Here is a 13,359-nt window from a genome sequence, read left to right as displayed (position 1 = left end):
GCGAGCTCAGCGACTCAGGCCTGAGCCTATCGAGCCCCCTGAAGTCGGCGGAGAGATCTCCTGACGGAGTGGAGAGCTACCACCCGCCGTTCATTGACGTCGGAGAGGTGAAGAGGTTCCGCTGCCGCCGACAATTACAAGCCGATAGGAGGCGCTGTCCGCTAACCGAACAAAGTTTTCAGCTCCTGCTGTTGCCCTCGTGCTTTCCAGCCGCATGCGACAAAAGGGTGCCGGCTACAGCCTGCGGGTAGTGTTTATCGCCCCGGCTGAGGGTGCTGAACCACCGGGTCTGTCGTTGCGGTGGCATGTAGGTGCGCTGGTGCATCCGGGGAGTCCCAGAACGTGGCCCCCTTGATGCCTGCGGCGGCGGGGTTGAAGACGGGGTCGAGCCCGAGCTTCTTCTGGCGTTCGTAGTCGCGCAGGGCGCGGACAGCTATCGGACAGAGAAAGGCGATGGCGACCATGTTGAACCATGCCATGATGCCGTATCCGATGTCGCCGAGTGTCCATGCCATTTCTGTGCTGCGTACCGTGCCGAGGTAGACCGAGAGCAGCACTCCGGCCTGGACGATGCGGGCCAGAACTCCCCGTGAACCGCCGGTCAGGTAGACGATGTTCGTCACGGCGTAGTAGAAGTACGACAGGATGGAGGTGAAGGCGAAAAAGAAGATTGCGATGGCTACAACCCCGGCGCCAAGGTTCACCCCGGGGATGATGGTGTCGACGGCAACTTGGGTAAATCCTGCGCCCGCCTCTACACCCGGAAGGTTTTCGACGAGTGCGCCTTGGCCCTCGGGCAGAATGTTGTACGCGCCGGTGGACAGGATCATCACCCCTGTTGCGGAGCAGACCAGCACGGTGTCGATGTAGACAGAGAACGATTGGACCAGTCCCTGCTTGACCGGGTGGGAGACCGAAGCGGCCGCGCCGGCGAAGGCGCCTTCGCCAACACCTGCGACGTTGGAGTACAGCGAGCGTCGGACGCCCCATGATATTGCGGCGCCGATCATGCCGCCGAAGATTGCATCTGTCCCGAATGCCGAGGACAGCACCAGGCGAATGACTTCGGGGATGGCCTGGAAGTTTACGATCAGGACAACAATGGCCAGCAGTACGTAGGCCGCTGCCATGGCTGGGACGGCCTTCTCTGCGAAGGCTGCGATGCGTCGGGTGCCGCCGAAGACAACGAGAGCGGTGAGGGCCACGAGGATCAGGCCTGAAATCCAGGTGGGAATGCTGAAGGCAGTGGCGAGCGAGGTCACGATGGTTGAGGACTGAACCCCGGGGATCAGGAGTGTATAGCAAAGCACCGCTACGGCGGCGGCCGTAACGGCGAGCCACTTCAGGCCGAGACCCTTTTCGATGTACCAGGGGATGCCGCCTCGGTACTCACCTTCGGACTTGACCTTGTAGATTTGCCCGAGTGTGGCTTCGATGAACGCGCTTGAGGCTGTGATTATGGCAGTGGCAATCATCCAGAACAGTGCTCCCGGCCCACCGAAGGCGATGGCGGTGGCAACGCCGGCGATGTTTCCTACACCGACCCGTCCTCCCAAAGCCATCGCAAATGCCTGGAAGGACGAGGTCCCTGTATCAGAGTTGGCCCGTCCAAAAAGGCATTTCACCATGTTCGGCAGGTGCCTTACCTGCACGGCTCGCGTGGCAATAGTGAAGGCCAGACCGCTGATGAGCGTGACGTAGACCAGCGGATTCCATATGAGGTCATAAATAGTGTCGAGGAGTGCTTGCACGTGATGCTCCTTCTGCACAACCGAAGCCCGTCTTCATTGAACAGGCCTGCCATGCATGCGAGGGGTTTGAGCCATGAGCCCATTGAGTGGCGGGGCTGTGGATCAAGATGTCGCTTTTAAAGCTGCCTGAGATGTCTGATTGTCAGGCAATCGTTTGTGATCTTAGCATGTGACCTGAGTCATGCCAACCGCGGTCGCCGTCCCGGGAAGGAGTTGGGACGAGCTCGAGTTTTACCGGACAGTGATGGGATCGCGATGGACTGTGTCGCCGTTGACCGGAGCCCCTTTCAGAACGTCACCAACTCCGAGTTGACCGGCTGTATCTGCGCTGCCGGCGGGCTGAACGTCCAGCACCTGACTACTTGGGGTGGCCGGGGACTTCGGCATATGCAGGCGAAGAAGGGCGACGCCGGAAATGAGGAACCATACAATATTTGTGGCAACAGATGGCCAGGCTCCATGGAATGCGCTGTTGACGATGAAGGCGCAGGCGCCGAGGAGATTTGCGGTCTGGAAGGCCCTGCCTGCCTGTATCCAGTTCATGGAGATAGCCAGGTAGGCGCTGAGTATTGCTGTCGCCCCCGCCCAGCCGGTGATTTCCCAGAGCAGTTCCAAGGCGTCCTTTTCCTATGGCCCGCTGTCAGCGGAGGCACTGTCTTTCCCTACCGACCCTGCACAAGGGCAGGGGGCCACCGATTGGCGTACAGGGTCTGGCCGTCGCTACTGAAGCGCGGCCGCTGCACCCTCAGTCATGTCCGATGACTGAGGGCACTCCAATTTTGCGGCTAGATCTTCACTGTTGTGAGGGCCTGGTCGTAGATGTGCAGCGCCCGGCTTACTTCATCCGGGGTGACGACAGCGGGCGGAACTACGTGGATGCGGTTGTCTGCGAGGAAGGGCAACAGTCCGAGGCGCAGGAGTTCGGCTTTGAGCCGGCCCATGTAGTCGGCAGTGACCGGGGTGCGGGTTGCGCGGTCCTGGACGAGTTCGAGCGCCCAAAAGACGCCGCGTCCGCGGACTTCCCCGATGACGTTGTGCTTGGCGGCCAGGGCTGTGAGGCCCGGCTCGAGGTGATCCCGGCCGATCCGTGCGGCGTTGCCGATGATGTCCTCTTCTTCGAAGGCCTCGATGGACGCGACGATGGACGCTGCGGCTATGGGGTGGCCGGAGTAGGTCAGCCCGCCGGGAAAGACGCGCTCGTCGAACGTTGCTGAGATCTCGCCGGAGATGATGACCCCGCCAACCGGGACGTAGCCGGAGTTCACTCCCTTGGCGAAGGTGATGAGGTCCGGGGTGACGTTGAAGGCATCGAAGGCAAACCAGTCCCCGGTACGGCCGAAGCCTGCCATGACCTCGTCGAGGATCATGACGATGCCGTACTCGTCGCAGAGCGCCCGGACGCCTTCAAGGTAACCGGGGGTCGGGACGAGGATACCGGCGGTGCCGGGGACTGTTTCCAGCAGGATCGCCGCGATGGACTGCGGGCCTTCGGCCTGGATGACACGGCGCAGGTGGTGCAGTGCGCGCTCGGTTTCCTGTTCGGGGGTTTCCGCCCAGAATTCGGAGCGGTACAAGTATGGGCCGAAAACGTGTACGTGGCCGCGGGAGTATTCGTTGGGGATGCGGCGCCAGTCCCCTGTGGCCGCGATCGCCGCGCCGGTATTGCCATGGTACGAGCGGTAGCGGGAGAGGACCTTGTCGCGGCCGGTGTGCAGGCGCGCCATCCGGATGGCGTTTTCGTTGGCGTCGGCACCGCCGTTGGTAAAGAAGACCTTTTCCATGTTGGCAGGTGCGTGCGAGAGGATCTTGGCGGCGGCGGTTGCCCGGACATGGTTTGCAGCCGCCGGCGCCACCGTTGCCAGGCTTGTCGCCTGGCGGGCGATGGCTGCAATGACCTTGGGGTGCTGATGGCCGATGTTGGTGTTGACCAGTTGGCTGGAGAAGTCCAGGTAGGTGTTGCCGTCGTGGTCCCACACTGCGCTGCCGGAGCCGCCGGCGATTGCCATGGGGTTCAGGGACTTCTGGGCTGACCAGGAATGGAAGACATTCTCCCGGTCCAGGGCCACGACATCGGCGTTGCTGAGGTCTGTGCTTGTTGCTGCTGCGTCCAGGGCGACCGGGCTGACGACCATGACGGTTCCTCTCGGTGGATGAATGGGGAAGTTCCTTCAATCATCCGGTTCCGGCAGCATGGATTGCTGTATACGTTTGTACAATCAATCCAATCCTGCTCGACGTTTTGACATTACAAGGGGTGCGCGTGCCACCAAGCCTGAATGTTCTCCTCCGCAGCCGTTCTCTGAAGCTCCGGCTTGTTGTGCCTGATCTGGGCGCTCCCCAACTGGAGCGGCCGATCAGCTGGGTCCACAGTTCGGACCTGGAGGACCCCACGCCGTTCCTGGACGCCGGACAGTTGCTGCTGACAGACGGCACGCAGTTCCCCCTGGGCGCGGCGGGGGTGACGACGGCGGAAGCCGGTGGGAGCCGCGAGCTTTTGGAAGTGTCCTCCGGCCCTAAATACGAGGAGTATGTCCGCCGGCTGGTGGATCACGGCATTGTTGGTTTGGGTTTCGCGACGCAGGTGATCCACGGAGCGCTGCCGCCGGGGCTGGAGGCGGCGTGCCGGAATCAGGGCCTGCCGCTGCTGGAGGTGCCGGACCGGACCCCGTTCATCGCGATTATCCGGATGGTTGCCGATTACATTGCCCGGGAGGAGCACGCCCGGGCCGAGTGGTCGCTGCAGGCGCAGCGGGCTATTTCCCGCGCAGCGTTGCGGCCGGACGGCCTGACGTCGATCCTGGGTGAGCTTGAGAGGCAGTTGCACAGCTGGGTGGCTCTTTACGATGCTGCCGGTAATTACGTTCGCATGCCCAGGAACCGGCCGGTCCCCTCCGACATCACCGCTGAGGTGACCGCGAGGGTGCGAAGCGCCCTGGATTTGGGCACGCGGTCCGCTTCGCACCTGGATGTCGGCGGTCAGCCTGTCACGTTGCAGACCCTGGGCCGGAAGGGGAATCTTCGGGGCGCTCTGGTGTTGGGCGCGATGGAGCCTTTGGATCCGGCGAGGGCGGATATTGTCAACAGCGTCATCGGACTCGCCAGCCTGGCGCTCGAGCAGGCCCGCACCCTCGATACGGCACGCCGGCTCCTGCGGGCGGGCGTTTTCGAGCAGTTGCTGGCCGGCAGTACGGAAGTCGCGGTGCGGACGGCCCGGCAGGTGTGGGGCCAGCTCCCCCGCGAACCTCTTGTCGTGACGGCCGCGCGGCAGGAGAACCAGGCACCGAACCTGCTCGAGGCGTTGGAACTGCTGGCGGACGACTACCGCGGGGCGGTGTTTTATGCCGTGTACGGTGAGCTCCTGGTGGTTTTGGCCGGGACCCCCCATCAGGAGAAGGTCCTGGAACTTCTCCAGCGCCACGGCTCAGTTGCCGGTGTTTCGTCCGAGACGGACATGAAGGGGATCGCCAATGGCCTGAAAGAAGCCACGCGGGCTCTGAACCGGGCTGTAGAAGTGGGAAAACCTGTCGTCTCATTTTCCGAGCTGTCCGAAGGCGGCATGCTGGGCCTGCTGCGGGAGGACGAGGCCGGCGCTGTGGCGCGCGGGCTGCTGCAGCCGCTGATCGCACACGATACAGCTGAAGGAACGGAGCTTTTGGACACCGTGCGGGAGTGGTTTGCCAACAACTGCGTCTGGGATAAGACGGCGCGGCGAATGGGGGTTCACAGGCATACGCTGCGTAACCGGATCGATGCCGCCGGAAAAATCCTTGGGTTGAATTTGGACGGGATGCGGGACCGGCTGGAGCTCTTCGCAGCTGTCCAGTTCCTGGAAGATGGCAGTGGTCACGTGGGGTTATAAAGCATGAAAGCCTCCGGCGTACGCCGGAGGCTTTCATGCCAGGAGCCAGTGCCAGGTTCCTGAGATCTGTTATTGCTCTAGTTCTGGGGGAAGCCCAGGTTGATGCCGCCGTGGCTCGGGTCGAGCCAGCGGGAGGTAATGGCCTTTTCGCGGGTGTAGAACTCGAAGCCCTGCAGGCCGTAGGCCTTGGAGCTGCCAAAGATGGAGTCCTTGAACCCGCCGAAGGAGTAGTACGCCACGGGCACGGGAATGGGCACGTTGATGCCCACCATGCCCACCTCGACCTCGTTCTGGAAGCGGCGGGCCGCGCCGCCGTCGTTGGTGAAGATGGCGGTGCCGTTGCCGAACGCGCCGGAGTTGATGAGGTCCAGGCCCTCTTCGTAGGTGCGGACGCGGACGACGGACAGGACCGGGCCGAAAATTTCTTCGATGTAGACGCGGGAGGTGACGGGAACTTCGTCGATCAGGGTGGGGCCGAGCCAGAAGCCGTTTTCGTCGCCGTCCACGTTGATGCCGCGGCCGTCCACGACGACCTTGGCGCCGTCCTCGATGGCAACATCGATGTAGGAGGCGACTTTGTCACGGTGCTGCCTGGTGACCAGGGGTCCCATGTCGCAGTTGCGGCGGCCGTCGCCGATTTTCAGTGTTGACATCCGCGCGGTGATCTTCTCGATCAGGGCGTCGGCGACGGGTTCGACGGCGACGAGCACGCTGATGGCCATGCAGCGTTCACCGGCGGATCCGAAGCCGGCGTTGATGGCGGCGTCAGCGGTCAGTTCGAGGTCGGCGTCGGGCAGGACCAGCATGTGGTTCTTGGCGCCGCCAAGGGCCTGGACACGCTTGCCGTTCCGGGCGGCGGTCTCGTAGATGTACTGGGCGATGGGGGTGGAACCGACAAACGAAATGGCCTTGACGTCCTTGTGCTCAAGGAGGCCGTCAACGGCTTCCTTATCGCCGTGCAGGACGTTGAAGACGCCGTCGGGCAGGCCGGCTTCGGAGAACAGTTCGGCGAGCCAGTTGGCGGCCGTCGGGTCCTTTTCACTGGGCTTAAGCACGACGGTGTTTCCGGCGGCGATGGCGATCGGCAGGAACCACAGCGGCACCATGGCCGGGAAGTTGAACGGGCTGATGATGCCCACGACCCCGAGCGGAGACTTGGTGGAGTACACGTCCACCCCGGTGGAGACGTTTTCGGAGTGCTCGCCCTTGATCAGGTGCGGGAACCCGGTGGCGAGTTCGACGACTTCCTGGCCGCGGGTGATTTCGCCGAGTGCGTCGGAAACCACTTTGCCGTGCTCGGAGGTGATGATCTGGGCGAGTTCACCCTTGCGCTCGTTCAGCAGTTCACGGAAGCGGAAGATGATCTGCTGGCGCCTGGTGATGGACATATCCCGCCAGGCCGGAAATGCCTTCTGCGCCGAGGAGATGGCAGCTTCAATGTCTGAGGCGTTGGCCAGGGCGACGCGCTTGGTTTCAATGCCGCGGGCGGGGTCGAAAACGGGGGACGTACGGTCTCCGGAGGAGAGCGCTTCGGCTCCGCCGATCCAGTGGGACAGCACGGGAAGTTCTTGGTTCACTGACACGCTTCTTCTCGCTTCCAGTTTGGGGAGTTGCCATGAGTGGCTTGGCTGCAACGTTAGTGACCCGAGAGCTGCTGAGGGACCATACATATGGCGTTTGTGGATCGCCGTGCACGACATATGTACAGGTCTGGGATTGGAGGATCCGCTAATACCGTGGGTCATACAAGCCCGCGTCCCCCACATCAGGAGCCTCTATGAAACGACGCCGCGTTTTCCTTTCCCCTCCCGTCTCGGTAGAGCGCCCCGCCGTGCGGACCGGTGAACATTGCCCGGAGAGTGGATGGTGGCAACCATCCCCTGCCTCCGGTCAGGCTGAGCCACCCAGATTTATCGGCGAAGGAAGCGTCATGCCAGCATCCGGTGGCGCGCCGGTCCTATGGCGTCCGCAGGAGTTGTCGCGGGCCGGTGCCGGGCCGACAGTTGTGAGGTCCAGCGAGCTTGCACGCTAGACTCACCATTTACGAGCGCGCGCAAACCCGATAGGCTTGTCTGACAATCTGCACTCAGTAGACCAGACTTCTAGTATTGGGGAAGCCCATGGCGGAAACCCACCTGTCACCAGAGCCGATGTCGCTGCCCTTGAGGATGTCCCCCGTAGCCTCGGTCTCCCGCAGGGACGGCGTGATCAATGAGATCCGCCGCGCCGTGGTCCTCGGCACCATCAAACCGGGAGAAAAGCTTACCGAGGTGCAGCTCTCGGAATGGCTGAACGTCAGCCGCCCCACGGTCCGCGAAGCCCTTAACCAGATGGCGCAGGAAGGCCTCCTGGTCCAAGAACCCTACCGCGGACTGCGCGTAGCGACCCTTGATGCGGCCGCCATCATGGACCTGGCCAATACGCGGATGGCCCTGGACATGCTCGCCGTGACCGCCATCGTCGAAGACGAGTCAGGCCGGCGCATGCGCATGGTTGAAGAAAGCTGGGCCGAATACAGCCAGGTGGAGATGGACCCGGACCCGGTCATCCGGCACGAAAGCCACGTCACCTTCCACCGCAAACTCTGGGCCGCGTCCGAGAACGCACTGCTGCTGCGCCTCTGGCCCGTCACGGAAGCCCATCTGACCATTATTCTCGCTCAGGACCAGGCAGCTCGGGCTGACCCCGCACGCGCCCACCGTGTCCACGAGAAGCTGGTTGACGCGATCCGGACCAAGGATCTGGAGATCATCAGGAAGGCCTTCAGTGAACATACGATCCGAAGCGCCGAGGAACTCATCCCCCTTCTGAACACCGAATCCCCCAAGGAGTAACAAAGCGTATGAAGATCCTGATTGTGGGCGCCAACGGCCTGCTTGGTTCCGCGGCGGCTTCCGCACTTCGAGAACGCCATGAGGTCATCGAAGCATCGCGCTCGGGGAAGGTGGCCGTGGACCTGTCTGAGCCGGACTCCATCCAGCGCATGTTTCACGAGGTCGGCACCGTCGATGCTGTCATCTCCTGCACCGGCTCCGTTCCCTTTAAGCCCCTTGCCGAACTTACAGACAAGGACTTTCGGGCAGGCTTCGAGGACAAGGTCCTCGGGCAGGTCAACCTGGTACAGATCGGCGCCAGCCACATCACCGATGGCGGGTCCTTCACTCTGACAACGGGTGTGCTTGCGCGCGAGCCTATCCTGACCGGGGCGGCTGCCTCCCTCGCCAATGGCGCCCTGGAGTCCTTTGTCATGGCCGCAGCGGTCGAACTGCCGCGGCGCATCCGCATCAACGCCGTGAGCCCCTCAGTGCTGGCCGAAGCCACCGGCTACCACGATTACTTCCCCGGCTTCTCCCAGGTCCCTGCCGAGACTGTGGGGCGGGCGTACGTGAAGTCGGTTGAGGGCATTCAAACAGGACAGGTATACGCCCTGGATTAGAGCCGTGCATCGGCCAGCAGCTGCTGGTCGCGTAAAAAAGAGGCTGGTCCTCCACGCACACGTGGAGTACCAGCCTCTTTTTTGTCCCCGCATAAAGCATCGAGTTGCAGCGTTACGCGCAATTTACATCCCAGGGGAATCTCACCGCTTCAGCAGCTACTCCCCCGCGTACACACGGGACGAACGTCACCGGACTATTTCGTGAATGCAGGGAATTTTCACAAAGGTACTGGACGTGGTCCCGGTCACAGGGTTACTGTTGACCCACACCGCTGATTGTAAGACAATAAAACAACCAAACCACCGGGGGCGGCGTTACCTCGCTGAACCCCTCGATCTCCTGGCACTGCAAGGCACCTTGCCCTAGCCAGAACCAAAATTTCCCCTTCGAGCTGGCCGGTCCACTGCATTCCTTCTCCGCCAGCCGGTACCCCATTCCCGTAAAGAGGGTTTTAGACAATGACCAAAACAAGCAAGATCGTCCTTGCAGTCCTGGCCGTGATCGTGGTGGCCATCGCCGGCGGCTACATCGGCTCGGGCTTCCGTGGAAACAGCGCATCAGCGACGTCCGGCTCAGCCCAAGGCAATTTCATCGAAGACATCAAGAAGCGCGGCGAACTCCGCGTCGGCGTAGCCATCGCACCCCCCATGACCGTCGAGCAGGCAGACGGCACCCTCGGCGGTCCGAACCTGATCCCGCTGCAGGATCTGGCGAACCAGCTCGGCGTGAAACTGGTACCGGTAGCCGCCGAATGGAAGAACATCGTCGCGGGCTTGCAGGCTAACCGCTACGACTTCGCAGCTAACCTGGACTACACGGTGGAGCGGTCCCTGGCAATCGGCTTCACCGACCCCGTGTACCAGTACCAGGGCGTGTTCGTGGTCAAGGCAGACTCCCCGTTCAAGACTGTCGAAGATCTGCTGGCTAACGGTGGCCAGATCACGGCCGCCCAAGGTTCCGCACCGGAAAAGGCACTTCAGGGCCACACCTCGAACATCATGTCCGTGGACAGCTACTCCAACGCCATCTCCTCCGTACAGTCCGGCCGCGCCATCGCCGAATTCACCGACCTGCCCACCGCAGAATCCCAGGCACAGGCCGACCCCAGCCTGAAAATCATCGTCCCGGAACCTGAAATCTACTCTGCGTCCGCTGCCTACGGCGTTCCCGCCACCATCGACCCGCGCTCCCTCCAGATCGTCAACATCGCCATCGAGCGTGCACAAAAGAGCGGTCAGCTAGCGCAGGCTTACGCCAAGGTCGGCTACGTCGAAATCGACAACCTTGGCGACCTTCGCAAGAAGTAGCCTCCGTTAGGAGTCCGACATGAACGGATATAACTTCGACTGGAACGTGGTCGCAAGTGCCCTGCCCCGCATGCTTGAAGGCTTGGGAATTACGCTTCAAATCACGGTCATCACCATTGTGATCAGCATGATCCTGGCCATACCCGTAGCGGTAGCCCGCATGTCAAAGATCGAGGTCATCCGCTGGACAGCCCAAGGATACATCGAGATCTTCCGCTGCACACCGCTCCTGGTCCAGCTCTTCTGGATCTTCTACGCACTGCCCGCCCTCACCGGTGTCACGCTGCCGGGGTACACCTCGGCAATCATCGCCCTGACTGCCAACCTCACCGCGTTCATGGCAGAGACCTACCGAAGCGGTTTCCAGTCGGTTCCGGTCGAACAGGTAGAGGCCGGCAGGATGCTGCAGCTCAACCGCTTCCAGCAGCTGCGATACATCATCGTTCCCCAGGCCATGCGCCAGCAGTTGCCGGTCATCCTGTCCCTGAACATCTCCCTGTTCAAGGACACGGCATTGGTCTCAACCATCGCCGTCGCCGACCTGATGTTCCTTGCGAACACCATCTCTGCCCAGAACTACCGGGCGCTGGAGATCTTCACCCTGGCAGCATTCATCTACTTCGCAATCGCCTTCCCGATTTCCCTGATCACCAGCTCCATCGAACGCCGCATGCAAAACAACGCGGCACTCGGCGGGGCCTCCCGTTCCGGGATCTGGGCTCGGATGATGCCTGGTGCGCGAGTGGCGGTGGCACGATGAGTCATTCAGCACTTACCCCAGAGGTTCCCACCAACTTTCCGCAGAAGGACAATGAAGTGAGCGAACAGAAGGGCATTCAGGTGGCAGCTCCAGCGCACACACCGGCCGAGTCCGGGAACGGGCAGGTGCTGGTGGAAGCCCGCGGCCTCCAAAAGAGCTTTGGACCCCGGAAGATCCTCCGGAACGTGGACTTCACCATGAACAAGGGTGACATCACCGTCATCATCGGCAAGAGCGGCTCCGGCAAATCCACCCTCCTTCGGGCACTTGCCGGACTCACCGACCCCGATGAAGGCCAGATCATTGTCGATGGCCAGACGGTCTTCGCTGAGAAAAAGCGCACCAAGCTGTGGGAAGGGGTCCGCTCCGAGGTGGGCATGGTCTTCCAGACCTACACACTGTGGCCACACATGAACGTGCTGGACAACCTCGTCCTTGCTCCAAAGAAGACGCGGGGTGTAGGCGCCGGCGAAGCCCGGGAACGGGCAGAGGCGGCGCTGGCAGAAGTCGGCATGGCACACCACATCCTGAGCCGGCCCACCCAGCTCTCCGGCGGTGAGCGGCAGCGCGTGGCTATCGCCCGGGCCCTGATGATGAAGCCCAAGCTCCTGCTCTGCGATGAGATCACCTCAGCACTTGACCCGCCCGTGGCAGCCGAGGTTCTCGACGTCCTGCGCCGCCTCAAAGAAGAAGACGGCATCGCGGTGGCCCTGGTCACCCACGACATGGCCTTCGCGTCAAAGGCAGCGGACCGGGTGGTCTTCTTCCACGATGGAGAAATCGCCGTCAACGCGACCCCTGAAGCTGCATTCGACAACTGCGACAACGAAGACCTCAAAAAGTTCGTGGACGCCGTCCGTTTCTAGGCCAAGCCCGCTACGCGGGCCGGGCATGGAAGGGACCAAGAAAGGAAATACAGTGCATACCGTTGTAATTGGCGGCGGCGTTATCGGCCTGACACAGGCCTACCACCTCGCCCGCGAGGGTGAGAGCGTCACCGTCATCGATGCCCGGGCTACCGGCCTGGGCGCGTCAAAGGTCAACGCAGGGTGGATCTGCCCGGCAGAATCGGCGCCCGTGCCAGGACCGGGCGTCGTACTCAAATCGATGAAGTGGATGCTCCGCCCGGACAGCCCGCTCTACATCAAGCCTTCACTCCAGCCGGAGTTCCTGAAGTTCATGTTTGGCATGTGGCGCAAGTCCAATGCCCGGGACCAGCGGGCGGGATTTGAGGGACATCTCCGCCTTGCCGCGGACACCCTGCAGATCTTTGACGAGTACCGTGCTGACGGCATGGACTTCGAAATGCACACGAACGGGCTGCTCATGGCGTTCATGGAGCAGGACAACTTCGACCACCACATCGACAACCTGGATCTCGCGTCACAGTACGGACGCCAGCCACGTGTGCTGGATCGGGACGCCGTGCACGAGCAGGAGCCCCTGCTCACCGACGGCGTGCTCGGCGGGATTTACTTCCCGGAGGAGCGGCACGTGGACCCGGGAGCCATGGCTGCCGCGCTGCACAAGCGGCTGGTGGAACTGGGTGTCAAGATTGTGGAGAACTCACCGATCGATTCGGTGGAGCGCAACGGGGACAAAGTCGCCGCGGTGCACAGCGGCGGTAACCGTTACACCGCTGACAACTTCATCCTTGCCGCCGGCGCCTGGAGCGGCAACCTCTCCAAGCAGTTCGGGGTGGCACTTCCCGTGCGTCCGGGCAAGGGCTACAGCGTTGAAGTTCCCGCGCTTGGCCTGCGCAGCGCGGTGAACCTCTGGGACGCCAAGGTCGCCGTGACCCCCTTCAACGAACGCCTCCGCCTCGCGGGCACCATGGAATTCGGCGGGCTGGACGAGAAGATCAACCAGGTCCGCGTTGATGCGATCCTGCGCGCCCCGGCGAAGTACTTCCACAACTGGGAGGCGCCCGCCCCAAAGCCGGCCCCGATGGCCGGCATGCGGCCCATGACGCCGGACGGCCTGCCCGTGATCGGCTACCTCGGCCACCTGCAAAACACCTACGTGTCCACCGGCCACGGCATGATGGGCATCACCCTCGCCCCCGGCACCGCTGGAGCCCTGACCGACCTGATCGTGCGCGGCCGCATGGCACCGACCCTTCAGCCCTTCAGGGCCGACCGGTTCCGCGGCGTCCAGCGCCAACACCCGGTTCCCGCCCACTAACTCAATCCCAATTCCTGCCCCGCACCTGCGTGGCCTGAACACTTCCCGAAAGGAACACCAG

General features: G+C 62.5%; 11 protein-coding genes. 7 read left to right on the top strand and 4 right to left on the bottom strand.

Translation table 11 applies throughout. The features are described 5' to 3' along the window. Positions 1-254: 254 nt before the first annotated feature. The 3 genes from FHJ30_RS20990 to FHJ30_RS20980 form a co-directional block, all read right to left on the bottom strand. Positions 255-1,751: a sodium:alanine symporter family protein gene (locus FHJ30_RS20990; RefSeq protein ID WP_139031180.1), complete on the bottom strand. Its 1,497-nt coding sequence runs from the start codon at positions 1,749-1,751 to the stop codon at positions 255-257. A gap of 231 nt (positions 1,752-1,982) precedes the next feature. Beyond that, positions 1,983-2,366 carry a YgjV family protein gene (locus FHJ30_RS20985; protein ID WP_139031179.1) on the bottom strand — a complete coding sequence of 128 codons (384 nt, stop codon included), beginning with the start codon at positions 2,364-2,366 and terminating at the stop codon, positions 1,983-1,985. Between the two features lie 170 nt (positions 2,367-2,536). Beyond that, positions 2,537-3,883: an aspartate aminotransferase family protein gene (locus FHJ30_RS20980; protein ID WP_139031178.1), complete on the bottom strand. Its 1,347-nt coding sequence runs from the start codon at positions 3,881-3,883 to the stop codon at positions 2,537-2,539. A gap of 14 nt (positions 3,884-3,897) precedes the next feature. On the opposite strand from FHJ30_RS20980, the gene FHJ30_RS20975 reads away from it, so the two are divergent. Further along, on the top strand, positions 3,898-5,610 hold the full coding sequence (locus tag FHJ30_RS20975) for a PucR family transcriptional regulator (protein WP_240793793.1): 1,713 nt from the start codon (positions 3,898-3,900) through the stop codon (positions 5,608-5,610). Between the two features lie 77 nt (positions 5,611-5,687). On the opposite strand, the gene FHJ30_RS20970 is transcribed toward FHJ30_RS20975, so the two are convergent. Continuing rightward, positions 5,688-7,187: a CoA-acylating methylmalonate-semialdehyde dehydrogenase gene (locus FHJ30_RS20970; RefSeq protein ID WP_171059163.1), complete on the bottom strand. Its 1,500-nt coding sequence runs from the start codon at positions 7,185-7,187 to the stop codon at positions 5,688-5,690. Positions 7,188-7,730: 543 nt separating this feature from the next. Between FHJ30_RS20970 and FHJ30_RS20965 the strand changes: the two genes are divergently transcribed. From FHJ30_RS20965 to FHJ30_RS20940, 6 genes are all read left to right on the top strand, one after another. Then, the gene (locus FHJ30_RS20965) at positions 7,731-8,444 is read left to right on the top strand and encodes a GntR family transcriptional regulator (RefSeq protein ID WP_205677065.1); all 714 of its coding nucleotides are present in this window, start codon (positions 7,731-7,733) and stop codon (positions 8,442-8,444) included. 8 nt (positions 8,445-8,452) lie between these two features. Continuing rightward, entirely contained in the window at positions 8,453-9,046 is a 594-nt protein-coding gene (locus tag FHJ30_RS20960; RefSeq protein WP_139031177.1) for a short chain dehydrogenase, read from the top strand. Between the two features lie 459 nt (positions 9,047-9,505). Further along, positions 9,506-10,354 carry an ABC transporter substrate-binding protein gene (locus FHJ30_RS20955; protein WP_139031176.1) on the top strand — a complete coding sequence of 283 codons (849 nt, stop codon included), beginning with the start codon at positions 9,506-9,508 and terminating at the stop codon, positions 10,352-10,354. Positions 10,355-10,373: 19 nt separating this feature from the next. Next, positions 10,374-11,114 (top strand): amino acid ABC transporter permease, encoded by a 741-nt coding sequence (locus tag FHJ30_RS20950; RefSeq protein WP_139031175.1) that lies wholly within the window; start codon positions 10,374-10,376, stop codon positions 11,112-11,114. Positions 11,115-11,170: 56 nt separating this feature from the next. Then, positions 11,171-11,980 carry an amino acid ABC transporter ATP-binding protein gene (locus FHJ30_RS20945; RefSeq protein WP_171059162.1) on the top strand — a complete coding sequence of 270 codons (810 nt, stop codon included), beginning with the start codon at positions 11,171-11,173 and terminating at the stop codon, positions 11,978-11,980. Between the two features lie 52 nt (positions 11,981-12,032). Continuing rightward, the gene (locus FHJ30_RS20940; RefSeq protein ID WP_139031173.1) at positions 12,033-13,298 is read left to right on the top strand and encodes an FAD-binding oxidoreductase; all 1,266 of its coding nucleotides are present in this window, start codon (positions 12,033-12,035) and stop codon (positions 13,296-13,298) included. Positions 13,299-13,359 lie beyond the last annotated feature (61 nt).

The organism is Arthrobacter sp. BB-1 (assembly GCF_006151685.1).
GTDB lineage: Bacteria > Actinomycetota > Actinomycetes > Actinomycetales > Micrococcaceae > Arthrobacter.
This window is presented reverse-complemented; position numbering and strand designations above follow the sequence as displayed.

Bases quoted from the DNA above. Each gene is read 5' to 3' on its own strand.
- FHJ30_RS20960 (WP_139031177.1), top strand. From the start codon at position 8,453: ATGAAGATCCTGATTGTGGGCGCCAACGGCCTGCTTGGTTCCGCGGCG.
- FHJ30_RS20950 (WP_139031175.1), top strand. From the start codon at position 10,374: ATGAACGGATATAACTTCGACTGGAACGTGGTCGCAAGTGCCCTGCCC.
- FHJ30_RS20980 (WP_139031178.1), bottom strand. From the start codon at position 3,883: ATGGTCGTCAGCCCGGTCGCCCTGGACGCAGCAGCAACAAGCACAGAC.
- FHJ30_RS20965 (WP_205677065.1), top strand. From the start codon at position 7,731: ATGGCGGAAACCCACCTGTCACCAGAGCCGATGTCGCTGCCCTTGAGG.
- FHJ30_RS20955 (WP_139031176.1), top strand. From the start codon at position 9,506: ATGACCAAAACAAGCAAGATCGTCCTTGCAGTCCTGGCCGTGATCGTG.